We start from the raw sequence: 23,445 nt of genomic DNA, 5'->3' as shown, positions 1-23,445 counted from the left end.
GCGTTCTCCACGGCTCAAATGCATTTGAAATAGTCGAAAGGCTCCAGGCACTCGCGGCAGCGGTACAGCGCCTTGCAGGCCGTGGAGCCGAACTGGCTGAGCAGCTCGGTGTGGGCGCTGCCGCACTGCGGGCAGCACACCTGGGGCGGTTGGCCGAGCAGGCTGCGCTTGCTGTGGCTGCCCTCGGGCGGGGCGATGCCATAGGCGCGCAGCCGTTCCCGGCCTTGGGGGCTGATCCAATCGGTGCTCCAGGCCGGGGTCAGGCGGCGTTCCAAGGCTGGCTCGGCGAAACCGGCCTGTTCCAGGGCCTGGCGTATGTCACCTTCGATCACCTCGGTCGCCGGGCAACCGGAGTAGGTCGGTGTCACCACCAGGTGCAGGTGTCCGGCGTGCCAGCCCAGGTCGCGGACGATGCCCAGGTCGACCACGCTGACCACCGGCACTTCCGGGTCCATCACCTGCTCCAGCACCTCCCAGGCCCGGGCCAGGTCGTCGTGCCGGGGCGCCCGGGCGCCGCGGTCGCTGGCGATCAGCTCACCAGGTCGCATCGGGATAGGCCCGCGGCAGGAACTGCATCTCGGCCAGCAGCAGGCCCAGGTGCTCGGTGTGCAGGCCCTTGCGCCCGTCCAGGTAGAAGTGGCTGGCGGCCTTGGGCAGCGGCAGCTCGACGCTGGCGAAGGTCGCGTTCACCTGCTTTAGCCAGGCGCTCCCGACCTGGGCCGGGTCGGCGGCGATACCGGCTTCGGCCAGGCGCGCTTCGGCATCGCTGCCGGCGACCAGTTCCACGGTGAAGCGCCACAAGGCCGGGATCGCCTCGAGCATGCGCTGGCGGCTTTCCTCGGTACCGCCTCCCAGGCGCTGCACCCATTCGCCGGAACGGCGCAGGTGGTAGGTGACTTCCTTGACCGCCTTGGCGGCGATGCCGGCGATGCGCTCGTCGCTGGAGCGGGCCAGGCCTTCGAGCATCGCCAGGTGCCAGGCGTCGTAGAAGAACTGCTTGGCCATGGTCACGGCGAAGTCGCCGTTGGGCTGCTCGACCAGCAACAGGTTGCGGTACGCCCGCTCGTCCCGGCGAAAAGCCAGGGCGTCGGCATCACGGCCGTCGTCGAGCAGCTCGGCGGCGTATTCCAGCCAGTTGCGCGCCTGGCCCACCAGGTCGAGGCCGACGTTCATCAGCGCCAGTTCTTCTTCCAGGGCCGGTGCCCGGCCACACCACTCGCACAGGCGCTGGCCCTGGACCAGGGCGCTGTCGCCGAGCAGCAGCAGGTATTGGATGAGGTCTTCTCTATGCATGGCTGGCCTCACATGTGTCCGACTTCTTCGGGCAGCTCGTAGAAGCTGGCGTGGCGATAGACCTTGTCGTCCGAGGGGGCGAACAGTGGGTCTTTCTCGTCGGGCGAGGAGGCGGTGATCAGCGCCGAGGGCACCACCCACAGGCTGACGCCCTCGCTGCGGCGGGTGTAGAGCTCGCGGGCGTTCTCGATGGCCATGGCGGCATCGGCGGCATGCACGCTGCCCACGTGCTTGTGGTTCAGGCCGTGCTTGCTGCGCACGAAGACTTCATAGAGGGTCCAGACAGACATGTTCGATTCTCCGCATCAATCGCCGCTTCAGGCGGCGTTCTTGTTCTGTTGCTTGCGTGCGTAGGCCACCGCGGCCTCGCGTACCCAGGCGCCGTCTTCGATGGCCTTGCGGCGGGTGGCCACGCGCTCCTGGTTGCAGGGGCCGTTGCCCTTGATGACTTCGTAGAACTCGTCCCACTGGATCTGGCCGAAGTCGTAGTGGCCGCGAGCCTCGTTCCACTTCAGGTGCGGGTCGGGCGCGGTGCAGCCGAGCAGCTCCAGTTGCGGCACGGTCTGGTCGATGAAGCGCTGGCGCAGTTCGTCGTTGGTCTGGCGCTTGATCTTCCAGGCCATGGACTGGGCGCTGTTGGGGGAATGCTCGTCGCTGGGGCCGAACATCATCAGTGCCGGCCACCACAGGCGGTTGATGGCGTCCTGGACCATGTCCTTCTGCGCCTGGGTGCCGTGGCGCATCATGGTCAGCAGCAGTTCGTAGCCCTGGCGCTGGTGGAAGCTCTCTTCCTTGCAGATGCGGATCATGGCGCGGGAGTAGGGGCCGTAGGAGGTGCGCTGCAGCACCACCTGGTTGACGATGGCGGCGCCATCGACCAGCCAACCCACCGCGCCCATGTCGGCCCAGCTCAGGGTCGGGTAGTTGAAGATGCTCGAATACTTGGCCTTGCCGCTGTGCAGCTTGGCGATCTCCTCGTCGCGGTCGGCGCCGAGGGTTTCCATGGCGCTGTACAGGTACAGGCCGTGACCGGCCTCGTCCTGGATCTTGGCCATCAATTGCAGCTTGCGCTTGAGGGTCGGGGCACGGGTGACCCAGTTGCCTTCGGGCAGCATGCCGACGATTTCCGAATGAGCGTGTTGGGAGATCTGCCGGATCAGCGTCTGGCGGTAGGCCTCGGGCATCCAGTTCTTGGCTTCGATCTTGATTTCCGCGTCGATCTTCTCCTGGAAGGCGCGCTCCTCGGGCGACATCTCTTCCAGCGACTTGACACGCTTTACACCGGTTTCCACTAGCTGTGCGTACATGTTCCGACTCCTGCCCTGGGGCTGGTTAAGGCATGAGTCATTTATAAGCGATACAAAACATAACATCAAACACATTTTGATGTATCGAATAAGATTTGTGTATCGCATTCCTAGGACTGCTTTGCAGCCCATTCGCGGCGGTCCGGCGTCCCGGCAAGCCCACCGCGCATGGCCCGGCAGGCTGCATCATCCACGATCAACTCGGTCCTTGTGGGGGCGGGCTTGCCCGCGAATCGGTCGCAAGGCCTACGCAAAAAAAAAAGCCCCGGACCAGGCCGGGGCGTAAAAAGGCAGCCGATGAGTCAGCTGGCCAACCGTTTGTCGTACACGTGGCAGGCCTTGCCCTCCGAGCGCCTGAGGGTGCCGCAGGGCTGCAGCACCACCTGGGTGCTGATGCCGATGTAGGTCTTGATCTGGCGGCTCAGCTCACTGGTCAACTGCTTGCGCTGCGCCTCGTCCAGTACCTGGCATTCACCGCGTAGCTCCACGTGCACCTCGACGCTGTCGAGGTTGCCATTACGATACAGATGAATCTCGTACAGCTCGGAAAATTGTTTGATTTTCAGCACCTGCTCCTCGATCTGCGTCGGGAACACATTGACCCCGCGGATGATCAGCATGTCGTCGCTGCGCCCGGTGATCTTGCCGATGCGCCGCATCGGCCGCGCCGTGCCAGGCAGCAGGCGGGTCAGGTCGCGGGTGCGGTAGCGCACCATCGGCAGGGCTTCCTTGCTCAGCGAGGTGAACACCAGCTCGCCCAGTTGGCCGTCCGGCAACACCTCGCCGGTCACCGGGTCGATGATCTCGGGGTAGAAATGGTCTTCCCAGATGGTCGGGCCATCCTTGGTCTCGAGGCACTCCATGGCCACGCCAGGCCCCATGATTTCCGACAGGCCGTAGATGTCCAGGGCGTCGATCCCCAGGCGCTGCTCGATGGAGCGGCGCAGTTCGTCGGTCCAGGGCTCGGCACCGAAGATGCCCAGGCGCAGCTTGAGGTCGTGCGGATCGATGCCCTGGCGTTCGATCTCGTCGGCCAGGTTGAGCATGTATGACGGCGTGACCATGATGATGTCGGGCTGGAAGTCACGGATCAGTTGCACCTGCTTCTCGGTCTGGCCGCCGGACATGGGGATCACCGTGCACCCCAGGCGTTCGGCGCCGTAGTGGGCGCCCAGGCCGCCGGTGAACAGGCCGTAGCCATAGGAGACATGCACCTTGTCGCCCTTGCGCCCGCCGGCGGCACGGATCGAACGGGCGACCACGTTGGCCCAGGTGTCGATGTCGTTCTGGGTGTAGCCGACCACCGTCGGCTTGCCGGTGGTGCCGCTGGAGGCGTGCAGGCGCACGACCTGCTCCTGGGGCACGGCGAACATGCCGTAGGGGTAGTTGTCGCGCAGATCGTTCTTGCCGGTGAAGGGGAATTTCGCCAGGTCGTCGAGCGTCTTCAGGTCGTCGGGGTGGGCGCCGCACGCGTCGAAGCGCTCGCGGTACAGTGGCACATGCGCGTAGGCGTGCTTCAGACTCCAGCGCAGGCGCTCCAGCTGGTGCTGGCGCAGCGCGTCGAGGCTGGCGGTTTCCATCGGGTCAAGCAGGGCGCGTTCGGCATCGTGGTACATGTTCATGGCTTCACTCGAGTTGTTCTTGTACGCCGCCCAGGGGCGGTGAGTGTCATGGAAGGCAGCATACTGCCCTTGTCGTGTTCGGTCTCAGGCCATTGGTCAGAGGCGCTCCAGGACCAGGGCGATACCCTGGCCGACGCCGATGCACATGGTGCACAGGGCATAGCGCCCGCCACGCTCCTCCAGTTCGTGCAAGGCGGTGGTGACCAGGCGGGCACCGCTCATGCCCAGCGGGTGGCCCAGGGCGATGGCGCCGCCGTTGGGGTTGACGCGTGCATCGTCGTCCGCCAGGCCCAGCTCGCGTAGGACCGCCAGCCCTTGGGCGGCGAACGCTTCGTTGAGCTCGATGACGTCCATGTCGGCCAGCGACAGGCCGGTCAGCGCCAATACCTTGCGCGTCGCCGGTGCCGGGCCGATGCCCATGATCCGTGGCTCGACGCCCGCCACCGCCATGCCGACGATCCGCCCGCGGGCCTTCAGACCATGGCGCCGGGCTGCCGCGCTGCTGGCCAGCAACAGGGCGCAGGCGCCGTCGTTGACCCCCGAGGCATTGCCGGCGGTGACGCTGCCGCCTTCGCGAAACGGCGTGCCCAGGCGCGCCAATTGTTCAAGGGTGGTGTCGCCACGCAGGTGCTCGTCCTGCTCCACGCACCTGGCCGGGCCTTTGCGCTGGGGGATCTGCACCGCCACGATCTCCCGTGCCAGGCGCCCACGGGCCTGGGCCGCAGCGGCCTTCTGCTGGCTGCGCAGGGCGAAGGCGTCCTGGTCCTGGCGCGAGATGCCAAACTGCTCGGCAACGTTCTCGGCGGTCTCGGGCATCGAGTCGATGCCGTACTGCGCTTGCATCCGCGTGTTGACGAAGCGCCAGCCGATGGTGGTGTCGTACAGCTCGGCAGTGCGCCCGAACGCCTGCTCGGCCTTGCCCATGACGAACGGCGCGCGGGACATGGATTCCACGCCGCCGGCCAGCATCAGCCCGGCTTCGCCGCAGCGCAGGGCGCGGGCGGCGCTGCCGATGGCGTCGAGCCCGGAACCGCACAGGCGGTTGAGGGTGGTGCCCGGCACCTCGGTCGGCAGGCCGGCGAGCAGGGCGGCCATGCGGGCCACGTTGCGGTTGTCTTCGCCGGCCTGGTTGGCGCAGCCGAGGATCACGTCGTCGATGGCGCGCCAGTCCAACTCGGGGTGGCGCTCGATCAGGGCCTTGATCGGCACCGCCGCCAGGTCGTCGGCACGCACCGCGCTCAGGGCGCCGCCATAACGGCCGATCGGCGTGCGCACGGCGTCGATGATCAAGGCATCGCAGAGGGTAGGTTCAGTCATCTTGCGTCTCCTGCGCCAGCACCGTGCCGCGCACTTTGTAGGATTTACCGTGGAACAGGGCCACCAGCTCGCCGCGCTGGTTCTCCACCCGCACGTCGTACAGGCCGGTACGGCCCTTGCGGCTGAGTTCGCTGGCAGTGGCGGTCAACTGGTCGTCGCGCAATGCCGGCGCCAGGTAGTCGATGCTGCACCCCAGGGCCACGGTGGCCTCGTCGTATGAATTGCAGGCGAAAGCGAAGGCCGAGTCGGCCAAGGCGAACAGGTAGCCGCCGTGGCAGGTGCCGTGGCCCTGGATCATGTCGGCGCGCACCGGCATGCCCAGGCGGGCACGGCCGGGGCCGATCTCCAGCAGGCGAATGCCCATGGCCTGGGTCGCCTGGTCGCGGGAGAACATGGCATCGGCGCAGGCCTGGGCCAGTTCCTCGGGGGTACGGTGCGGGTCAGCCATGCAGGCGGCCTCCTTCGGCGTGGATGCGACGCAGCAGCAGAGAAGGGCGGTAGCGGGTCTCGCCGTAGCTGTGCTGCAGGTGTTCGAGCACCTTCAGGGTGTAGCCGACGCCGAGCTGCTCGGCCCAGGCCAGCGGCCCCTGGGGATAGTTGACCCCGGCGCACATGGCCAGGTCGATGTCGCCCGGCGTGCCGACGCCCTGCAACATGGCGTCGGCGGCCTCGTTGGCCAGGCAGGCCACGGTGCGCAGCACCACCAGGCCGGGCAGGTCGGCGACAGCGGTCACCTGCAGACCAGCCTGGCGTAGCAGGGCCACTGCTTGGTCGCGGGCCTGGGCGGTGGTGTCGGCGGACCAACTGATGGCGATACGCGAGGCGCTGGCGTAGTCCAGGGCCAGGTCGAGCAGCACCAGGTTGCGCAGGCCGTCCTCCTGGGCACGCTGGCTGGCCAGGCGGCCATCGGACAGCGCCAGGGTGGCGTCGCCGACCCGCAGCAGTCCGCTGCCGGCCCGCTCGGTCACACCGATGCCGCTGGCCCGCAGGCGTGGCAGCAGCGCGTGCAAGGGGCCGGGCTGGCCCTCGACCACGCAGCGTTCGACACGGGCCTGGCTGTGCAGCTCGGCTGCCTGCGGGCGTTCGGCACCCGCGGCGTAGTCGTAGAAGCCCTGGCCGCTCTTGCGGCCGAGGCGTCCGGCGTCGACCAGCTCCTTTTGCACCAGCGAAGGCTGGAAGCGGAAATCGCCGTGGAAAGCATCGAAGACCGAGCAGGTGACGGCATAGTTGACGTCGTGGCCGATCAGGTCGGTGAGCTCGAAGGCGCCCATGCGAAAACCACCGGCCTCGCGCAACAGGGCGTCGAGGCTGGCGCAGTCGGCGGCACCTTCCTGCAGCAGGCGCAGGCTTTCGGCGTAGAACGGCCGCGCCACGCGGTTGACGATGAACCCGGGCGTGGAGCGGGTATGCACGGGCTGCTTGCCCCAGGCCTTGGCCGTGTCGTACAGGGTGGCGGCCAGGGCAGGGTCGGTGGCCAGGCCCGAGACGATCTCCACCAGGGCCATCAAGGGGGCGGGGTTGAAGAAGTGCATGCCGATCACCCGCTGTGGCCGGCACAGGCCGGCGGCCAGGCTGGTGATCGACAACGACGAGGTATTGCTGGCCAGGATGCAATCTACGGTGCACAGCGCTTCGAGCTGGCGCAACAGGTCCTGCTTGACCTGCAGGTTCTCGACGATCGCCTCGATCACCAGGTGTGCCTCGCCCAGTGCATCGAGGGTTTCGACCGGCTGCAGGCGGGCCGTGATCGCCTCGCGCGCGCTGGCATCGAGCCGGTCTTTTTCCACCAGGCGGCCGAGCTGGCGATCGATGCCTTGCACGGCTTGGCTCGCGGCGCCGGGGCGATTGTCATACAGCATGACCGGGTGACCGGCCTGGGCAGCGACCTGGGCGATGCCGGCACCCATGGCGCCGGCGCCGATCACGGCCACCTGGGCATTGCTCGGGAGGGCGGCCATGGTCAGCACCCCTTGAACGCGGGGGCGCGCTTGTCCATGAAGGCGCTGACGCCTTCGCGGTAGTCTGCGCTGCGCCCGGCCAGGCGTTGCAGGTCGCGCTCCAACTCCAGTTGTTCGTCGAAACGGTTATCGAAGCTGGCATTGAGGCCACGTTTGATGAGTGCCAGGCCGTAGGTTGGTTGGGTCGCCAGGTGGCGTGCGAGCTTGAGTGCCTCGTCGCGCAGGTCGGTATCGTCCACCACGCGGTGGATCAGCCCCCATTGCTCGGCCTGCTCGGCGCTCAAGCGCTCGCCGAGCATGGCCAGGGCCTTGGCCCGTGCCATGCCGACCAGCCGTGGCAACAACCAGGTGCCGCCGGAGTCCGGGACCAGGCCGATCTTGCAGAATGCCTGGATGAAGCTGGCCGAACGCGCGGCAAGCACCAGGTCGCAGGCCAGCGGGAGGTTCGCCCCGGCGCCGGCGGCCACGCCGTTGACCGCGCAGATTACCGGCAGCGGCAGGTCGCGCAGGGTGCGCACCAGGGGGTTGTAGAACCGTTCGATGGACTCGCCCAGGTCGGGCATTTGCGCACCGGGTGCCACGTTGCGGTCGGACAGGTCCTGGCCGGCGCAGAAGCCACGGCCTTCGCCGGTCAGCAGCAGGACCCGGGCCTGTTCGCTCTGGCGTACCTGCTTGAGCGCCTCGCGCACCTCCAGGTGCATCTGGGTATTGAAGCTGTTCAGCTGCTCCGGCCGATTCAGCGAGAGGAGGGCGATGCCGTCCTCGATGGAAAACAGGATGTGCTCGAAAGTCATGACAGACTCGCTCCGTCAGTCGGTGGGAATAGGTGGATCAATGCCCCTGGAAGTGGGCCGGGCGTTTTTCCTGGAAGGCGCGGATGCCTTCGTCGCGGTCGGCGGTGCCGGCCAGCAGGGTGAAGGCGTGGCGTTCGAAGCGCAGGCCCGTGGCCAGGTCGGTGTCCTGGGCCTTGAGCAGGGCCTCCTTGGCCAGGCGCACCGCCAGTGGCGCCTGGCGGGCGATGGTGCGGGCCACCTGCAGGGCGCGCTCGACCGCCAGTTCCGGCTGGGTGACCTCGCTGACCAGGCCGGCCTGCAGGGCATGGCGGGCGGTGATGGCCTCGCCGCCGAGCACCATCTGCATGGCCAGCGGCTTGCCGACCGCGCGCAGCAGGCGTTGGGTGCCGCCGGCACCGGGGATGATGCCGAGGTTGATCTCGGGTTGGCCGAAGCGGGCATCCTCGCCGGCGATGACGATGTCGGCGCACATGACCAGCTCGCAGCCGCCGCCGAGGGCGAAGCCGTTCACGGCGGCGACCAGGGGTTTGGGAAACGCGGCGATGCGCTGCCAGTGGGCCACGCGGGGGTCGTTGAGGATGCCGACCAGGTCACGCTCGGCCATCTCGCGGATATCTGCGCCGGCGGCGAAGGCCTTGCGGCTGCCAGTGAGCACCACGGCGCGAGTCTCGGCGTCGCGCTCGGCCTCGTCCAACGTTGCCGCAAGTTCGGCCAGCAGCTCGGTGCAGAGGGCGTTGAGGGCTTCCGGCCGTTGCAAGGTGATGAGGCGGACGCCGTCCTCGGGCGCCTGTACAACGAGGTAACGAGGCATGCTGGGTTCCTCAGGCTGCACGCACGGCACTGTCATGGCCGGCATATCTTGGAATTGTCTGCAGGGGCAGGGGGCTTGGCGCCGGTCATGCCCAGGTGCGATCCAGTATATGCCTATTGCGATACAAAACATCAACATCAAAATTGTATTTATGTGTCCATTCTGTTTCTTTGCCTGAGGTTTTCCTGCTGAAAAACTACCTATTTTTTGTATTTTCGTGGGTTTTTTCTGCTTTATTATTCATTTTTTGGAATATTTTCTAGTCCCCAGGAAAGCGATACAGAATGATTGGCAATTGACGATCGCGATCATCGTGATACATGATTTGCTCAGTTCCTGAATCACTTTGGAGATGCGACATGCCCTGCTACCGCCTGGACGGCCTGACTCCCGTGGTCCACCCAAGCGCCTACGTGCATCCGAGCGCGGTACTGATTGGCGACGTGATCGTCGGTCCTCGCTGCTATGTAGGGCCGCTGGCCTCCTTGCGCGGAGATTTCGGGCGCATCGTCCTGGAAGCGGGTGCGAACCTTCAGGACACGTGCGTGATGCACGGCTTCCCGGGTGGTGACACGGTGGTCGAGCGCAACGGCCATGTCGGCCATGGGGCGGTCCTGCATGGTTGCCGGGTGGGCGAGGATGCCCTGGTCGGCATGAATGCCGTGGTCATGGATGGCGCGCACATCGCGCCACGCTGCATCGTCGCGGCCACGGCGTTCGTCAAGGCGGGTTTCATGTGTGCCGAGCAAAGCCTGGTGGTCGGATCGCCCGCCGTGGTCAAACGCCCACTCACGGAGCAGGAGGTCGCCTGGAAGCAACGCGGCACGGCCGAGTACCAGGCCCTGGCCCAACGCTGCATGACGGCGCTGGTGGAATGCCCGCCGCTGGCCGAGGTCGAACCGGCGCGCCCGCGCATGGGCGACTCGGGCTTCAGGCCCAAGGGGGAGGCGGGCGCATGAATGTCACACTGCGCCGCAATGGCCAGGCCGCCCGGCGTACAGGTATAGTCGGGGCTTTGTCCGCTTCCAGTGCCGTCATGAGCAGCCTTGCACCCTTGAACAACCTGATCACCCGTTTCCAGGAGCAGACGCCGATCCGCGCCAGCTCGCTGATCATCACCCTGTACGGCGATGCCATCGAGCCCCATGGCGGTACCGTCTGGCTGGGCAGCCTGATCAACCTGCTCGAGCCGATCGGTATCAACGAGCGGCTGATCCGTACCTCGATCTTCCGCCTGACCAAGGAAGGCTGGCTGACCGCCGAGAAGGTCGGGCGGCGCAGCTACTACAGCCTGACCGGTACCGGCCGCCGGCGCTTCGAGAAGGCCTTCAAGCGGGTCTACAGCGCCAGCTTGCCGGCCTGGGACGGGGCCTGGACGCTGGTCCTGCTGTCGCAGCTGGATGCCGCCCGGCGCAAGGCGGTACGCGAAGAGCTGGAGTGGCAGGGCTTTGGCGTCATCGCTCCGAACGTGCTGGGCTGTCCACGCGCCGATCGCGCGGATCTTGCCGCCACCCTGCGCGAGCTGGATGCCAGCGACGACAGCATCATCTTCGAGACCCATGCCCAGGAAGTTTTGGCCTCCAAGGCCATGCGCGCCCAGGTTCGCGAAAGCTGGCGGATCGAGGAGCTGGGGCAGCACTACAGCGAGTTCATCCGCCTGTTCCGCCCGCTGTGGCAGGCCATGAAGGAACAGGAGGCGCCGAGCGCCCAGGACTGCTTCCTGGCCCGGACCTTGTTGATCCATGAATATCGCAAGTTGCTGCTGCGCGATCCGCAACTGCCGGAGGAACTGCTGCCCGGTGATTGGGAGGGCAGGGCCGCGCGGCAGTTGTGTCGCAACCTTTACCGGCTGGTGTATGCCGGGGCCGAGGCCCTGTTGGGCGAGGCGCTGGAGACGGCGGATGGGCCATTGCCCGATGCCAGTGAGAGCTTCTATCGGCGGTTTGGTGGGTTGGCCTGAGTCAGCGGTTATGGTCAGCGCCACCCCATGTCGTCGACAGCGAAGAGGAGGGGATCGAGCTGGCCAACGCCGCCCCGTTCGGCCTGAGCGGCTACCTCTTCGACGCTGATACCCAGCACGCCAGGCAGGTCACGGCACGTATCGATTCAGCCACGGTGTACATCAACGAGTTGATCAAGGTCGCCGAGGTTTCCTGACTCATAAAAAATAACTCGACTAAATATTCATTTAGTCGAGTTATCAATAATCTTTATAAAGAAGCAGGGCGGTCACTTTAGGGGAGAGCGGCTGCCGGTTCAACCCTGGCTCCTGGAAATGCCTCCCGCAGGCTTCGCCCCAGCCACTCCATGAACCACAGCGCGTCGGCGCTGAGCTGTTGCTGTGCAGGTATCAGCAACTGGTAACTCTCCAACGGCACCGCCTGTTCGACGCAGCGTACCAGTGCGCCGTCCTGCAGCTCGCGAGCGACCAGCACCTCGGTGGCCAAGGCGATGCCGTGGCCGCGCTGGGCCAGATTGAGGGCAATGTCGTTGCTCATGTGCGACGTGTCGGCCTTGACCCGAAGGCGCAGCCCGTTGGCCGCGAACCAACTGTTCCACCAGGTGCCATCGTCGACGTGGATCAATCTGCAGGCTGGCAGGTTTTCCGCAGCCAGATCCGAAGGCAAGCGCGCCAGGTAGCCTGGCGAGCAGACCGGGAACACTTCAGGGCGGATGAGCACCTCACGCACGCCCGATAGCTCGCCCGGCAAGCCGTAGGCGATGCCCAGGTCGGCCTGGCGGGCATCCACGGCGGTGAAGGTGGCGTTGGGTTCGATGGCGATCTTCAGGTCGGGCCGCAGGCTACGCAAGGTCTCGATGCGCGGTGTCAGCCAACGCGAGGCGAAGGCCGGTACGCAGAGGATACGCAGCCAGCGTTCATTGGAGGTGCCTGGTTGGTGGGCCGTGTGCTGGAAAACGCCACAGGCATGACCATCGCCAAATACCTGGAGAGCCGCATCTGGAGCCGCTACGGCATGCAACAGGATGGCGTCTGGCATGCGCTGGTCCCGGGCAAGGTGGACATGGGCGGCCACGGCTTCAATGCCACGCTGCGCGACTGGGGTCGTTTCGGTCAATTCGTGCTCGACGGTGGCCAACTGCCTGACGGCGAGAAACTGTTGCCGGACGACTGGATCGCAAGCTCCACGCACTGGACCCAGGCCAAGGGCTCGGTAACCGCTGCGGCGCCCAACGGCCAGTACGGTTATCAATGGTGGTACAACGCACCAGCGCCGGACGCCGAGGCCGAACCGAGGAAAACAGCAAGCAGCGACAAGACCTTCTGGGCGCTGGGCATCTTCGGACAGACGATCGCGATCAATCCCGTTGAGCATCTGGTGGTAGTGCAGTGGTCGACATGGAAGAACGCTGAGACACCGAGCTCGCTGTATGACGAGCAGGCGGTGTTCGTGAATGCGGTGAGCCAGGCATTGGGTCAGTAGCAAGGGCTGGTGGTGTGGCTTCGGTTGTTGTTAACCGGAGCCAGCGGCTTATATAAACATTCGCATAATGTATATTATGTTAAATTACGTAATCGCTGATATGAGCAGTCGCCAGTCACTTACCCCCAATGTAAGCGTTGAAAATTAATCGGCCCATCCCCCAGACCCAGCCACCCTCGATTTTCGCGGCCTACAGTGCACCTCCCATCCCAAGCGCTAGATCTCTGCGAAATTTAACCGGCCCTTTTTGAGCCATTTTCTTTCGTTAATTGATTGGCAAAAAACCGCTTTTTTCTACCAAAATTGACAACACGCTCTCTTGGAGTAGCCTTGTCTCCACTCGTGGTGACCTCTCTCGAAAGGCTATGAATTTGATTCCACTGTTTGGTAACTCTTGGGATCCCAGATCAGATGTACCATCATCCAGTGCTGACGAAAGCGCATTAATTCATCACGCGCTGTCGAGTCTGGATAGCTCCCTACAGGCGCCTGAGGCTTATGCCAGCGTTCGCGCCCTGATCGCGCTAAAGCGCTATACCTACGCAAATCAGCGCATAAAAGAATTCGCGTCAATATTGGAAAAGTTGCTGATTTGGTGCTTTTTTATACGCCGGCTCTCACCTTTATCCCTAGATCCTGCAGATTTAGAGGATTTTTTTAGCATTTGTCGCCAACCGCCCAAAGAAATGTCGCGATCAAAAAGCTATTGCAAACGCTTCATCCTTGTATCAGATGAAGTCTGCGTTAATCCTCAATGGAGGCCCTTTTTGGTGCGACCGAGCCATGTTCTGAGTGATGCTCGGGAACGAAGCGCCCTTCGTTTCTTTTATGATCACCTCAAAAGCCAAGGTTTAAGTGACGTCGTGGCGAGAAGAAGTCCAACATTGGGCAAGCAACACTCAAGCGTGAATGCTACGAAAGCCTTAGATGTGCTGAAAAGATATCTTCAAGCGTTGGAAGATGGTGAAGCTTGTAGTGGCAGGCCAAGACATGGCCGCGCTTCTAAAGAAAAGCAAGTTTTTGTGTTCGCCACCTGCTTTCTCTTGCGTATTCCTTTTTCGCTATTAGTTCGCAGTACTCAGTTTTTTTCTATGGCCTGCTTTTCTTATACATCGGACGATGAGGTGCAGCCTATCTTTCGATCTCCCTATGCCTTGCGCCATGTCTGGAATTCATTGCCAATTTTTGATTTTATGACGGCTCCAATCGGATCGTATTTGCGAGAGCTTATCCGAGAGCAAAGAAACCAACATTCATCAGGAAAGAAGCGCTTATCACGCGAGTCACAATACCATAGACGATCCAGGCGAATAATTCGCGTCGCACCTAGCATAATGGCCGCACCCACAAAAAGTTCGTTATCGTATAGAAGCAATGCCTTACCTCCACCGCTCTGCACATTTGGCTCAGGAAAAAACAGATCATTTATGCATGCGGATATTACTGAAGCGTTGGCAAGAGTTAGGGGCATTCTAGGCAATCTTTCGGTCACTGATATTAAAAATCTGGAGCTATTTATCTATTATGCTAACAGCGCCCTAGGGCGGCGTAATCGATACACGGTCAAAGCTTTGGAAAAGCTCACAAGCTGGTGCATATTTATCAAGCCAACTGAAATTGCAAGCATAAAACACGAGAATGTTATAGATTTCCTCGCCTTTTGCGCTGAGCCTCCAGCTGCTTGGTGTTCCAATGCGCCATCCCGAAAATTTAATTCAGAACTGGGGGTAAGTGAATGGTACCCCTTCAGAAAAGCAAAAAATATTGAGGCAGCGCACTTGCGGGCTGCGCATATAGCGTGTTGGTGCAGTGCGGTCTTTCAAGACCTTATTGATGATGCGAAAATAAAGAGCAATGGTTTCGCCTCTATTTCAAAGGAGTTAGCGAGCTTAAGGCTTCATTAGACATGACCCTCCTCAGCAGTAGGACGAGCGTGCCGCCTTCCTGGCATCCGGTTCTCCCATGTCCGGGCTGCTAGTAAGCGCTCAATGATTTCCTCCGCCCATCCTTCCCTGTCGAAAATTTCTCGGACAAGCAGAGCCGCTGAATGTTCGAGCCCCAGCTTGAGCTCAGCGACTGAATCAATCAAGTGCTAGAGAAGACCTAAAGCCTGAAATTTGGAGAGCTCTTCACTGTCGAGTTTCTCAATAGTGTGCCGAACATTCAGCTTGCCACCGACTGCTTCGATGAGAGTTTTTAACTCGGACATTGGGCGACCCTTTTTATTGTTCTTTTACTTAAGAATACGATGGTGCCTCCGCCTGTAAAAGTGACGCAACGATTGACATTGACCTATTACAGGTTAGAAAACCGTAACCCGCTCGGGTAACACTGTCGCGCCAAGCTATAGACGGGCCGAGTTACCACGCAGATATCAAACCTGATGAGATCGACTCGCACCCTTTTCCAAAGCATTAGCCAGCTCATCGAGGGCTTGGCGTAATTGGAGATCTCCCTGCATGTCTCCAGAATGAGGCTGGAAGCTACGCGCATGCTTGAGAAGCGCCTCGAGATTTTTGCTACTGAGTGCCAGCTCGAACGGCACGGGGAAGTCTAGTGCCAGCTCACCAATACGATCAAAGAAAATGGGAATTACCCGGGTCTCACTGAACCCAGCAATTCTTGGAGAACCTAGCAGGTATCCATAACAACAATTGTTTCTAATTGCCACGACCATCAGCAATTTATTGGATTCGCGGCTCCTCTCCTCAACCCAATCCTCAAAGAATCGCGGGGATCCGGTCGAATGAGAAATAAATGCATCTAATTCTTGAATTGACTTGGGCCATACACTGTCTGTCCACGCCACATCATCAGATACAGGAACTAGCAAGCAATGCCCTCCCCTCAAATCTGCAATTGTCTTGCTCTCGGAAAATGTCACAGGGAGGGGGGCGGCCTCGCCCGGAGGTACGAAAAACAGCGTGCAACGCATTTGCTTGCCGCCAGTGAAACTGACCGCTATCCGGATTTGCGTAACCCCATCAACTTGGGGAAGCTCAGCATGGGTACAGCCAATATCGAAGGTTTCTTCAACTCCCCGATGGCGCAAGCAAAATCGGGCCCACTCATGGCTTCTAGCCCTGTCCTGGTCGTGAGAAAGCGTAACAAGGCCAGGTTCAATAGTTGGCTCATTAGGCAATTCGGCTGACCTCGTCTGCGTATATTTCAATCCGTGGAAGCGTTACTTCGTAATTGAATCATCGCGTGACTCTGAGCCCCGCGGATCAATTAGCCCAAAAGCATCGTATCCATCAGCTGCCATACCCGTGATCAATCCGGTCGAGCAAAGTCTTCACCCTCAGATATTCAGCCTCATCGCGTACACTCTCCAGAGCAGTTGAACCACCGAATTCGAGCCGAGGCCGAGCCAACCAAACATCCGCCTTGGCTTTGCTACCAAACACCTGCTTGGCCTGACGTTGAATCAGCTCCTCAAATTTCATTGCTGCTCCGGTGACGCACGAAAGGTGAGTATTCGGTGTCTCAATCATTGCGAGCTCCCCACGCCTACGCAACGAGCCGGTTTATCGACTGTGAAAGCAAAGCAATCCCGCTAAGTTCCACTCATTTGACTATAAGGCATAAGATGGAACCAAGCAAACGTGAACAAGAATGGATCATGCGGTTGACCGCGAATGCTCACTCAACGGGGCGTTCGCTGCAATGTAGATCCGCGCTCGCCAGCAACAGCAGGTATGGCTGACTGACCTTGAGAAAAGCATAACCGCCTCGCACCTCAGACGCACCGATGTGCCTAGGCCTGGAGTGCCCGGGCGCACCCGCCGGCTTCCACATCACCCGCATGGTCTTCTAGGGAGGAGTATTTGTCTACGCGGCGCTAACTGGCATCACTGATGCAGGTTGCGGCCAGCGTGAAGTGATCCATCGCGGAGGACAGCCTCTTCGGGGATAAGCGAGATTTAGGTTCCGCATCGTAAGCTGAAAAATGCACGAGATAGCGCAGGCGTTAGGCACACGGCATGTGCACCTGTCATGAGAAGCCCAACCAGGCATCATGAACTGGTCGTCGAGTACCTCCGCCGCGTGATGAGTACATTTGTACTCTTTGTGTCTAAGCACAGCCGCTGTGCTCAGGGTCAATTGAATCTAACTGCGTCCTCGCCCACTTTGCCCACTCACCAACCCGGCACTGCTGCTCTTTACTCCACCTGCTCGTCGAGGGATCCATCAAGCTAATCAGCTGGATTAGGGCTGTCAGATTGAGCGATGAGGCGCAGCAGCGGGAGTTTATGGAGGAAGACAGAATTCGTCGTGAAGCGCTCATGATGGAAGAGCATCAACGATGCCCTGCAAAGCTTCATCTACGCGGTGGCCGCCGGCGCCAGCGACTGGAGCTTGCCCTCGAGCCGGCAGGTTTTGCTATCCGACCAGGTTTTTTGGCATCCATAGTCTGGATGCTCCCGGATGGAAAGCGTCACCTTACCGGTTGAGAGGTACACAATCTGATCACGCCAATCCAGTGGAAGCACTAGCTCCCAGAATCCACGGCGCCTGGGATCTGATCGCGAGGGAGCAAGCTTCTTGATGACCCTTTCTCGAACGTCACGTAGAAGGTCTCAGGGTGTGGAATCGCACCTACGAGCACCGCGAGATACAAGAGTTGTATCGCGCAACGGAAAGCGTCGGTGCCATAGGTCAAGAAGTGTCCTTCAAGCTTGACCCGCACAGCTATGCGTCCCGCACGGAGCTCAAAGATAAATTGGCAGCGTTTGTAAATGTGGCGCCGCTTGGCTGGATCACTCACCCGTTGGCCATAGAGAAACTAAGGCTGCTGATGGGGGCTGCCGGTGGTGCCGATCAGGACGTGCAGTTTAAGGTTCGCATGGGCCCAAGCGGTCGAGTAATTGAATTTGTCTCTTCAGGCGGCGGGGGCGAATTGTTTGACTTCGAAGAAGCAATTGAGCGCTTCGTGTCGCCCGCCTAATTCTCCTCTTCCCTTCGCGCTACTGAGCTGACGCCGCGGTGCGTAGCGCTTCATTCTCAGCCTTGGCCTGATCGAGCAGCTGTGCCGTTTGCTTGTCACGGATCTCCAGGGATGTGATGGTTGCGCGCAACTCGTCGGAGGCAGTGGCAAGTGTCGACATCTGCTGTTGGAGCAATTCTCGAGCGCCCTCGGCACGTGCGGTAGCGGCATTGGCGATGCCGATATCTGCCCTCAGACGTTCGATGGTATCTCGGTGCTGTGCCCCTTCCCGAGCTTGCTGGCGGCTTTCTCCGATCAAACGCTCGTTATCCCGAATCATTCGAGTCAGCTCGTCCTGTTTTACTATCAAAGTCTGCTGCAGCAGCGTGAGCTCTTGCTGTACCTGATGAAGCTGAGACTCGTGCCGGCGCTCATCCTGGTCACGTTGGTCTTTCGCTGCAGTTCGGTAGTGCTCGAGGGCATCCCGGGCATGCGTGTGTTTTTCTTCCAGTGAACGGATCTGTTGATCTTTCTCTTGTACGCGCACTTCCAGATCGGTGCAGCTTTGGCTGATCCGGGCGTTGCGTGTGATCTCTGACTGTAAGGTGGATTGAGTGGTCTTAAGCTCTTCGCCCTGAGCCGCACCAACAGTGTCGCCACGGCGATCAACGAGCTAGGCGCCGCTGCCGAAGAAATTGCCCGCAGTGCCGCAGACGCGTCGCAGCAAGCCTCTTCCGCGCGCAGCCAGGCCGAGGACGGCCGCAGAGTGGTGGAAACAACGATCAATGCGATAAACGAACTGTCCACTAAGATTCGCGTCTCCTGCGGCAACATTGAGGCGCTCAACAGCAAGACAGTGAATATTGGTCAGATCCTTGAGGTGATTAAAGGCATCTCCGAGCAAACCAACCTGCTAGCACTCAACGCGGCGATTGAGGCTGCACGCGCTGGGGAAGCTGGTCGTGGTTTCGCTGTTGTCGCGGATGAAGTACGCAGCCTCGCTCATCGCACGCAGCAGTCCGCTCAGGAGATCCACCACATGATTGAAGAGTTACAGGTAGGAGCTCGCGAAGCGGTCACCACTATGACCGAGAGCCAACGCTACAGCGAACAGAGTGTCGCAATCGCTAACCAGGCAGGCGAGCGTTTGGGTAGTGTCACTCAGCGCATTGGCGAAATTGACAGCATGAACCAGTCAGTGGCAACCGCCACCGAAGAACAGACGGCTGTCGTCGAATGCCTTAACATGGACATCACAGAGATCAATACCCTCAATCAGGAGGGAGTGGAAAATCTCCACGCTACACTTCGCGCCTGCGCTGACCTCGATCATCAAGCCGCACGCTTGCAGCAACTGGTGGGCAACTTCCGCATCTGACAGATACACCGTTTGCCAGGCGAGAGCTGAAGCATTCGGTAAACAGTCTTGTAGGTGATTTTGTGGATAAGCCGGGAGACAGGACTAATCTGATATCCAGTCGGAGCGAAACGGGACTGCAGCCCATGAGCGACATTGACAAATTACTGGACGCTCTGGAGGAGCTAGCCACCCAGGAACAGGAAGCGGTGCTGGCCACAGTCGTAAAGGTTGAGGGTTCAGCCTACCGGCGCCCTGGTGCTCGAATGCTGATCTCTCAGGTCGGCAGCGCTGTGGGTACGGTCAGCGGAGGTTGCCTCGAAAGCGATCTAGCCAAGAAAGCTTGGTGGTTAACAGAGCACACGCAACCGGTGATTCGCACCTACAGCACGGGCATTCCAGGAGATGAGCCTGGTGAAGAAGAGGAGCTAGCTTTTGGACTGGGCTGCAATGGCACAGTCCATATTCTGCTAGAGCGGGTGCGAGTCGGACAGCCTTTTTTACCTGCGCAGTTGTTGCGGCAGGTCATCAGGGAGCAACGCCCCGCCGCGCTGGCGACGGTTATTTCTGGCACCGGGGAAGCAGCTGCATTGATTGGCGCCAGAGCTGCGGTATCGCCATCAGGAACCCTACTTCAAAATGGAAGCCCCGCAGTGTTGGTAGGACTGCTAATGGACGACCTGCAGGCTGCATTTGAATACAAAAAAACCGCCCTGCATCGCTACAAGATGGGAGCGGAACAAATCGAGGTTCTCCTTGAGTATCTGGCACCACCGCGAAAGCTGGTCATTTTTGGCGCGGGGCACGATGCTCAACCGCTGGTCGCCATGGCGAAGCAACAGGGCTGGCAAGTGACTGTGATCGACGCAAGAAGTCACTTCATCAGGCGTGAACGTTTCCCAAACGCAGACCAAGTTATGCATTTATCGCTGGAATTTGGTCAGGTTCCTAGCGAGCTGATAACGAATGCTGCTGTGGTCATCATGTCTCACAGTTACTTACAAGATCGTCACTGGCTGGCTCAGAGCCTAAATCAGGGCCCCTCTTATGTAGGTCAGTTGGGGCCACGTAGCCGCACAGAGCGAATGCTCGCTGAGATACCCAACAGTCACTCACAACCGGCATTCGAGCAACTTCACTATCCGATGGGGTTGGATATAGGTGGGGATACCCCTGAGGTTATAGCGTTGTCTCTTTTGGCAGAGATAACCGCTCACTTCAACGGTCGTAAAGGTGGAATGCTGAAGGCCCGTGAAGCCCCCATTCATGATGCAGAGCCCGTGACGCAACACTAGAAACGTGTACGCGCCCTGCCCCGGTAGCTTGCAACGGCAACTGGATTAGACGTTTGAACCAATACCAACCTGGCAGCCACATTCTCCTCCCTACGAAACCAAAAGCCCTACAGGGTTCAGCCTGTAGGGCTTTTTCACTATTCTGTCCCCGTCCGATGTGGGTTGCCACATTAGTTTATGCTTGGCGACGGCCGAGGGTACGATCTGAACCACCTTCGGCGACTTTGAAGCCCGGGGTGCGATCCGAGCCGCCTTCAGCGACTTTGAAACCTGGGGTGCGATCCGAGCCACCTTCGGCAACCTTGATGCCTGGGGTGCGATCCGAGCCACCTTCAGCGACTTTGAAACCTGGGGTGCGATCCGAGCCGCCTTCAGCGACTTTGAAACCTGGGGTGCGATCCGAGCCACCTTCAGCAACCTTGAAGCCCGGGGTGCGATCCGAGCCGCCTTCGGCGACTTTGAAGCCCGGGGTGCGATCCGAGCCGCCTTCAGCGACTTTGAAACCTGGGGTGCGATCCGAGCCGCCTTCAGCGACTTTGAAACCTGGGGTGCGATCCGAGCCGCCTTCAGCGACTTTGAAGCCTGGAGTGCGATCCGAGCCGTCTTCAGCGACAGTCTGCTGCTCTTTGGCAGTTTGGGAGTAGACTCGAACTTCTTGGTTGCTCGGTACAGCGAATGCGGTGGCGCTCAGAGCGAAGGTAACAGCAGCGATAAGTTGGCTAATGGTTTTCATGGCGGTGACTCCGGTCGTAATCAAGGATTTAGGGCCGGGTCGTTCAGATCAGCATCGTCTGGTTAACCCGTTGCAGGTGTGTTTCTGCATGGGTTCAGACTACGGCTCGGTGCGGTACTGAAGTTAGTCGAGTACTGCTCTCGATTTGCCTGATTCTGCTTGCTGTTAATGGCATCCTGGGCATGACTAACGATTCGCAAGGCGTCTGACACAGCTTCATGCACAGGTTCGAGAGCAGGTCTCAACGCTTCCACCAGGCGACGCCGTTCCTGCGGGGTTGTATGCAGTAGAACACCGCAAAATCCTGCTTACACTTACCCAAGCTTGGTTCTGAGCTGCTTCAGGTCTTTTTCAAGGCGGATTCTCAGAACGCGTATGAACTGCCGTGCGTTCTCGGGTAAAGGTTTACCAGGGCGGAATACCAAAAGGCTGGCAAAATGGACATCAATACTGAAGGGTTTGACAACAAGCCCTCGATCAAGGAAGTCGCGCGCCGCCACCGGGTTCACAAACCCCACCCCTAGGCCAAGCATGGCCAGCTCACACAGGGTGTGGGCGTACGGTGTTTCGACCCGAATTTTCAATTCAACGCCCTCCTCCCGCATCGCTGCCTCCAATCGGTGACGGCTGCTGTCCTCGGGATTCAATGCAAGGAAATCCACATCACCTAGGTCACGAGGCGTGATAATCGATTGCTTAGCCAGTGGATGGCTGGCGTGCATGACAATCACACCATTGCTATCGAGAAACGCTGAGTGCTCAAGCCCAGCGACAGGCATCTCATCAGCCATCAGTCCAAAATCACATTGCCCGGAAGATACTTGTTGGTGCACCTCTTTCGAACTCAATACTCGCAACGACACCTGCATGTCGCGCTTGGCGAGGTCTAGATCCGCCAGCACCCGGGGAAGAAACGACACGCCAAGCGCCGGGTGCACGGCAATGTTCAAACGCCCTATGCCCAGATCGCGAAGGCTTTTCAGTCGATGCTCGATGGCTTCAAAGCCCATGAAGAAGCGATCTACGTCCGCCATCAGCGCAACCGCTTCTTGGGTGGGTACCAGTCTGCTGCGAGAGCGTACAAACAGCTGTAGCCCCGCACTGACCTCCAGCTTCCTAATCGCCTGGCTGACTGCCGGTTGCGATACACCCAGCATCGTTGCTGCTTTACTGGTCGTGCCGGAGGTCATTACGGCGCGAAACATTTCAATTTCTCGAATGCCCATGAAGTCTCTCTAAGCTATAACCTGAACTTATAGAGTAAATAATTCACCGTCTTGCTCGCAAGATTTTCATACCCCTAGAATCAGGCCATAACCAACTGCCTCTGGGGGCACCTTCACAATGAGCTTCACCGATCACGCGGACAACCCCTTTGCCAGCTTGTCACCTGCTGTATGGCGCGGTTCGACCGTAGTTTTTGATACCTTCGAAGATTTTGTCGCGCGCAAATCTCGTCAGCCTGATGGCTACAGCTACGGTATTACCGGCACACCAACAGCACGGAGCCTGGAGCACAGGATTGCGCAACTGGAAGGCGCCAGTCACTGCGTGGTTACTCCATCTGGTGCATCTGCCCTTATCACTGCCGTGATGGGGTTCGTGCGTAGCGGTGATCACATCTTGATCTCAGATGCTTGCTATGGTGCCTTAAAAACCTTCGCTCGAAACTGGCTGGCGAATTTAGGTGTAGAGGTGGAGTTCTACCCTCCCACTATCGACTCCAATATTGAGCGCTTGATTAAACCAAGCACAAAGATGATCTGTCTGGAGGCGCCAGGCACAATCACGATGGAAATGCAGGACATCGTCGGTATTGCGGCGGTCGCCAAACGTCATGGTGTCATGACCATGATGGACAACACTTGGGCAAGCCCGCTGTATTTCCGCCCCCTTGAGCATGGTATCGACCTATCGGTTGAAGCGGTCACCAAAGTATTTGGTGGTCACTCGGATGTGCTCATGGGCAGTATCAGTATGCTCAACACGTCGTACTACGAGTGCTTGCGTGAGACTCAAAGTATTCTCGGCCAGGCGGTCAGCCCCGATGATTGTTTTCTGGTCATGCGAGGAATGGACACGCTTCAGGTACGGATGAAGGAGCAGAGCAAAAACACGTTAAAAGTTGCCCGCTGGCTGGATGCCCACCCCATGGTTGGCGAGGTGATGTTCCCCGCACTGGAGTCCAATGCTGGGTTTGCGCTATGGAAGAAACAGTTTGAAGGCAATGGCTGCCTGTTCTCGTTCATTCTCCAGCCAGCTCGTGAGGCGGCCTTCAGTGCTTTCTTCAATGCGCTCCGGCATTTCCCAATAGGCGCAAGCTGGGGAGGGACGCACAGTCTAGTTGCTTACTACCCTACCAGTCAGCAGCAGGCGCGCCAATACCCGCCTACCAACCAGCCAATCGTTCGGGTTTCCATAGGTCTTGAAGACCCAGAGGTGCTGATCGGCGATCTCGACAATGCATTGAAGTGCTACGAACAAGCCCGTCTTGAGCACGCAATCGTGTAACACCCACGGGGTAGGTGAAGCGCAAGATTTCGCCGCCCTTTTCCTTCGAAGTGCTGCCGCCTTTCGCCGCCCAATCT

General features: G+C 60.1%; 24 protein-coding genes and 1 pseudogene. 9 read left to right on the top strand and 16 right to left on the bottom strand.

The window, feature by feature from the left end:
* Positions 1 to 14: 14 nt before the first annotated feature.
* The 10 genes from paaD to paaF all read right to left on the bottom strand — a co-directional run bounded on the left by paaD (position 15) and on the right by paaF (position 9,102).
* A complete protein-coding gene (gene paaD, locus ABFA30_RS22120) occupies positions 15 to 548 on the bottom strand; it encodes a 1,2-phenylacetyl-CoA epoxidase subunit PaaD (RefSeq protein ID WP_225787810.1) in 534 nt (177 codons plus the stop codon).
* Positions 535 to 1,293 carry a 1,2-phenylacetyl-CoA epoxidase subunit PaaC gene (gene paaC, locus ABFA30_RS22115; protein ID WP_253090788.1) on the bottom strand — a complete coding sequence of 253 codons (759 nt, stop codon included), beginning with the start codon at positions 1,291 to 1,293 and terminating at the stop codon, positions 535 to 537. The genes paaD and paaC overlap by 14 nt, the downstream gene beginning before the upstream one ends.
* 8 nt (positions 1,294 to 1,301) lie before the next feature.
* On the bottom strand, positions 1,302 to 1,583 hold the full coding sequence (gene paaB / locus ABFA30_RS22110; RefSeq protein WP_368815693.1) for a 1,2-phenylacetyl-CoA epoxidase subunit PaaB: 282 nt from the start codon (positions 1,581 to 1,583) through the stop codon (positions 1,302 to 1,304).
* Positions 1,584 to 1,610: 27 nt separating this feature from the next.
* Complete coding sequence (gene paaA, locus ABFA30_RS22105) at positions 1,611 to 2,600, bottom strand: 1,2-phenylacetyl-CoA epoxidase subunit PaaA (RefSeq protein ID WP_410045949.1); 990 nt, start codon at positions 2,598 to 2,600, stop codon at positions 1,611 to 1,613.
* Positions 2,601 to 2,902: 302 nt separating this feature from the next.
* Positions 2,903 to 4,222 carry a phenylacetate--CoA ligase PaaK gene (gene paaK / locus ABFA30_RS22100; protein WP_225787806.1) on the bottom strand — a complete coding sequence of 440 codons (1,320 nt, stop codon included), beginning with the start codon at positions 4,220 to 4,222 and terminating at the stop codon, positions 2,903 to 2,905.
* A gap of 96 nt (positions 4,223 to 4,318) precedes the next feature.
* Positions 4,319 to 5,539 carry a 3-oxoadipyl-CoA thiolase gene (pcaF, locus tag ABFA30_RS22095; RefSeq protein ID WP_253101457.1) on the bottom strand — a complete coding sequence of 407 codons (1,221 nt, stop codon included), beginning with the start codon at positions 5,537 to 5,539 and terminating at the stop codon, positions 4,319 to 4,321.
* On the bottom strand, positions 5,532 to 5,987 hold the full coding sequence (gene paaI / locus ABFA30_RS22090; protein WP_225787804.1) for a hydroxyphenylacetyl-CoA thioesterase PaaI: 456 nt from the start codon (positions 5,985 to 5,987) through the stop codon (positions 5,532 to 5,534). The genes pcaF and paaI overlap by 8 nt, the downstream gene beginning before the upstream one ends.
* Positions 5,980 to 7,497 (bottom strand): 3-hydroxyacyl-CoA dehydrogenase PaaH, encoded by a 1,518-nt coding sequence (gene paaH / locus ABFA30_RS22085; protein WP_410045948.1) that lies wholly within the window; start codon positions 7,495 to 7,497, stop codon positions 5,980 to 5,982. The genes paaI and paaH overlap by 8 nt, the downstream gene beginning before the upstream one ends.
* Positions 7,498 to 7,499: 2 nt before the next feature.
* Positions 7,500 to 8,291, bottom strand: coding sequence for a 2-(1,2-epoxy-1,2-dihydrophenyl)acetyl-CoA isomerase PaaG (paaG, locus tag ABFA30_RS22080; protein WP_410045947.1), 792 nt, complete (start codon positions 8,289 to 8,291; stop codon positions 7,500 to 7,502).
* Between the two features lie 37 nt (positions 8,292 to 8,328).
* Positions 8,329 to 9,102 carry a 2,3-dehydroadipyl-CoA hydratase PaaF gene (gene paaF, locus ABFA30_RS22075; RefSeq protein ID WP_253080117.1) on the bottom strand — a complete coding sequence of 258 codons (774 nt, stop codon included), beginning with the start codon at positions 9,100 to 9,102 and terminating at the stop codon, positions 8,329 to 8,331.
* A 359-nt stretch (positions 9,103 to 9,461) separates the two neighbouring features.
* Between paaF and paaY the strand changes: the two genes are divergently transcribed.
* From paaY to ABFA30_RS22060, 3 genes are all read left to right on the top strand, one after another.
* Positions 9,462 to 10,061, top strand: a complete 600-nt coding sequence (gene paaY / locus ABFA30_RS22070; protein WP_225787800.1) for a phenylacetic acid degradation protein PaaY — start codon at positions 9,462 to 9,464, stop codon at positions 10,059 to 10,061.
* 77 nt (positions 10,062 to 10,138) lie between these two features.
* On the top strand, positions 10,139 to 11,062 hold the full coding sequence (gene paaX / locus ABFA30_RS22065; protein ID WP_225787971.1) for a phenylacetic acid degradation operon negative regulatory protein PaaX: 924 nt from the start codon (positions 10,139 to 10,141) through the stop codon (positions 11,060 to 11,062).
* Positions 11,059 to 11,259, top strand: coding sequence for an aldehyde dehydrogenase family protein (locus tag ABFA30_RS22060; RefSeq protein ID WP_225787970.1), 201 nt, complete (start codon positions 11,059 to 11,061; stop codon positions 11,257 to 11,259). Before paaX ends, ABFA30_RS22060 begins: the two co-directional genes overlap by 4 nt.
* Positions 11,260 to 11,336: 77 nt before the next feature.
* Here ABFA30_RS22060 and ABFA30_RS22055 read toward each other — a convergent pair whose 3' ends face one another.
* A complete protein-coding gene (locus ABFA30_RS22055) occupies positions 11,337 to 12,101 on the bottom strand; it encodes a LysR substrate-binding domain-containing protein (RefSeq protein WP_410045946.1) in 765 nt (254 codons plus the stop codon).
* On the opposite strand from ABFA30_RS22055, the gene ABFA30_RS22050 reads away from it, so the two are divergent.
* Positions 12,030 to 12,545 (top strand): serine hydrolase, encoded by a 516-nt coding sequence (locus ABFA30_RS22050; protein ID WP_410045945.1) that lies wholly within the window; start codon positions 12,030 to 12,032, stop codon positions 12,543 to 12,545. The two genes, ABFA30_RS22055 and ABFA30_RS22050, sit on opposite strands and share 72 nt — an antisense overlap.
* A 365-nt stretch (positions 12,546 to 12,910) precedes the next feature.
* On the top strand, positions 12,911 to 14,449 hold the full coding sequence (locus tag ABFA30_RS22045; RefSeq protein WP_410045944.1) for a hypothetical protein: 1,539 nt from the start codon (positions 12,911 to 12,913) through the stop codon (positions 14,447 to 14,449).
* 470 nt (positions 14,450 to 14,919) lie between these two features.
* On the opposite strand, the gene ABFA30_RS22040 is transcribed toward ABFA30_RS22045, so the two are convergent.
* Together ABFA30_RS22040 and ABFA30_RS22035 are read right to left on the bottom strand one after the other, a co-directional pair.
* Positions 14,920 to 15,480, bottom strand: a complete 561-nt coding sequence (locus ABFA30_RS22040) for a hypothetical protein (protein WP_410045943.1) — start codon at positions 15,478 to 15,480, stop codon at positions 14,920 to 14,922.
* Between the two features lie 319 nt (positions 15,481 to 15,799).
* Positions 15,800 to 16,039, bottom strand: a complete 240-nt coding sequence (locus tag ABFA30_RS22035; protein ID WP_410045942.1) for an antitoxin Xre/MbcA/ParS toxin-binding domain-containing protein — start codon at positions 16,037 to 16,039, stop codon at positions 15,800 to 15,802.
* A 1,091-nt stretch (positions 16,040 to 17,130) separates the two neighbouring features.
* Here ABFA30_RS22035 and ABFA30_RS22030 point away from each other — a divergent pair.
* Positions 17,131 to 17,493: a hypothetical protein gene (locus ABFA30_RS22030; RefSeq protein ID WP_410045941.1), complete on the top strand. Its 363-nt coding sequence runs from the start codon at positions 17,131 to 17,133 to the stop codon at positions 17,491 to 17,493.
* Between the two features lie 19 nt (positions 17,494 to 17,512).
* On the opposite strand, the gene ABFA30_RS22025 is transcribed toward ABFA30_RS22030, so the two are convergent.
* Complete coding sequence (locus ABFA30_RS22025) at positions 17,513 to 18,019, bottom strand: hypothetical protein (RefSeq protein WP_410045940.1); 507 nt, start codon at positions 18,017 to 18,019, stop codon at positions 17,513 to 17,515.
* 90 nt (positions 18,020 to 18,109) lie between these two features.
* Here ABFA30_RS22025 and ABFA30_RS22020 point away from each other — a divergent pair.
* Positions 18,110 to 18,850 (top strand): annotated as a pseudogene (locus ABFA30_RS22020) (methyl-accepting chemotaxis protein); the annotation flags it as partial.
* Positions 18,851 to 18,975: 125 nt separating this feature from the next.
* Positions 18,976 to 20,124 carry an XdhC/CoxI family protein gene (locus tag ABFA30_RS22015; protein ID WP_283724207.1) on the top strand — a complete coding sequence of 383 codons (1,149 nt, stop codon included), beginning with the start codon at positions 18,976 to 18,978 and terminating at the stop codon, positions 20,122 to 20,124.
* Between the two features lie 175 nt (positions 20,125 to 20,299).
* Here ABFA30_RS22015 and ABFA30_RS22010 read toward each other — a convergent pair whose 3' ends face one another.
* Both ABFA30_RS22010 and ABFA30_RS22005 read right to left on the bottom strand, forming a co-directional pair.
* Complete coding sequence (locus tag ABFA30_RS22010; RefSeq protein WP_410045939.1) at positions 20,300 to 20,857, bottom strand: hypothetical protein; 558 nt, start codon at positions 20,855 to 20,857, stop codon at positions 20,300 to 20,302.
* A 314-nt stretch (positions 20,858 to 21,171) separates the two neighbouring features.
* A complete protein-coding gene (locus ABFA30_RS22005) occupies positions 21,172 to 22,083 on the bottom strand; it encodes a LysR substrate-binding domain-containing protein (protein ID WP_410045938.1) in 912 nt (303 codons plus the stop codon).
* A gap of 118 nt (positions 22,084 to 22,201) precedes the next feature.
* Between ABFA30_RS22005 and metC the strand changes: the two genes are divergently transcribed.
* Entirely contained in the window at positions 22,202 to 23,368 is a 1,167-nt protein-coding gene (metC, locus tag ABFA30_RS22000) for a cystathionine beta-lyase (protein ID WP_410045937.1), read from the top strand.
* Positions 23,369 to 23,445 lie beyond the last annotated feature (77 nt).

The organism is Pseudomonas sp. HLMP, assembly GCF_046365545.1.
In the GTDB taxonomy this organism is placed as follows: domain Bacteria; phylum Pseudomonadota; class Gammaproteobacteria; order Pseudomonadales; family Pseudomonadaceae; genus Aquipseudomonas; species Aquipseudomonas guariconensis_B.
Note: the sequence above shows the minus strand (reverse complement) of the source record. Positions and strands in the feature narration are given on the sequence as shown.

What these genes read in the sequence shown, in the direction of transcription:
- paaD (WP_225787810.1), bottom strand. Translation starts at nt 548, where the DNA reads ATGCGACCTGGTGAGCTGATCGCCAGCGACCGCGGCGCCCGGGCGCCC.
- paaC (WP_253090788.1), bottom strand. Translation starts at nt 1,293, where the DNA reads ATGCATAGAGAAGACCTCATCCAATACCTGCTGCTGCTCGGCGACAGC.
- paaB (WP_368815693.1), bottom strand. Translation starts at nt 1,583, where the DNA reads ATGTCTGTCTGGACCCTCTATGAAGTCTTCGTGCGCAGCAAGCACGGC.
- paaA (WP_410045949.1), bottom strand. Translation starts at nt 2,600, where the DNA reads ATGTACGCACAGCTAGTGGAAACCGGTGTAAAGCGTGTCAAGTCGCTG.
- paaK (WP_225787806.1), bottom strand. Translation starts at nt 4,222, where the DNA reads ATGAACATGTACCACGATGCCGAACGCGCCCTGCTTGACCCGATGGAA.
- pcaF (WP_253101457.1), bottom strand. Translation starts at nt 5,539, where the DNA reads ATGACTGAACCTACCCTCTGCGATGCCTTGATCATCGACGCCGTGCGC.
- paaI (WP_225787804.1), bottom strand. Translation starts at nt 5,987, where the DNA reads ATGGCTGACCCGCACCGTACCCCCGAGGAACTGGCCCAGGCCTGCGCC.
- paaH (WP_410045948.1), bottom strand. Translation starts at nt 7,497, where the DNA reads ATGGCCGCCCTCCCGAGCAATGCCCAGGTGGCCGTGATCGGCGCCGGC.
- paaG (WP_410045947.1), bottom strand. Translation starts at nt 8,291, where the DNA reads ATGACTTTCGAGCACATCCTGTTTTCCATCGAGGACGGCATCGCCCTC.
- paaF (WP_253080117.1), bottom strand. Translation starts at nt 9,102, where the DNA reads ATGCCTCGTTACCTCGTTGTACAGGCGCCCGAGGACGGCGTCCGCCTC.
- paaY (WP_225787800.1), top strand. Translation starts at nt 9,462, where the DNA reads ATGCCCTGCTACCGCCTGGACGGCCTGACTCCCGTGGTCCACCCAAGC.
- paaX (WP_225787971.1), top strand. Translation starts at nt 10,139, where the DNA reads ATGAGCAGCCTTGCACCCTTGAACAACCTGATCACCCGTTTCCAGGAG.
- ABFA30_RS22050 (WP_410045945.1), top strand. Translation starts at nt 12,030, where the DNA reads ATGACCATCGCCAAATACCTGGAGAGCCGCATCTGGAGCCGCTACGGC.
- ABFA30_RS22055 (WP_410045946.1), bottom strand. Translation starts at nt 12,101, where the DNA reads ATGCCAGACGCCATCCTGTTGCATGCCGTAGCGGCTCCAGATGCGGCT.
- ABFA30_RS22045 (WP_410045944.1), top strand. Translation starts at nt 12,911, where the DNA reads ATGAATTTGATTCCACTGTTTGGTAACTCTTGGGATCCCAGATCAGAT.
- ABFA30_RS22040 (WP_410045943.1), bottom strand. Translation starts at nt 15,480, where the DNA reads ATGCGTTGCACGCTGTTTTTCGTACCTCCGGGCGAGGCCGCCCCCCTC.
- ABFA30_RS22035 (WP_410045942.1), bottom strand. Translation starts at nt 16,039, where the DNA reads ATGATTGAGACACCGAATACTCACCTTTCGTGCGTCACCGGAGCAGCA.
- ABFA30_RS22015 (WP_283724207.1), top strand. Translation starts at nt 18,976, where the DNA reads ATGAGCGACATTGACAAATTACTGGACGCTCTGGAGGAGCTAGCCACC.
- ABFA30_RS22010 (WP_410045939.1), bottom strand. Translation starts at nt 20,857, where the DNA reads ATGAAAACCATTAGCCAACTTATCGCTGCTGTTACCTTCGCTCTGAGC.
- ABFA30_RS22005 (WP_410045938.1), bottom strand. Translation starts at nt 22,083, where the DNA reads ATGGGCATTCGAGAAATTGAAATGTTTCGCGCCGTAATGACCTCCGGC.
- metC (WP_410045937.1), top strand. Translation starts at nt 22,202, where the DNA reads ATGAGCTTCACCGATCACGCGGACAACCCCTTTGCCAGCTTGTCACCT.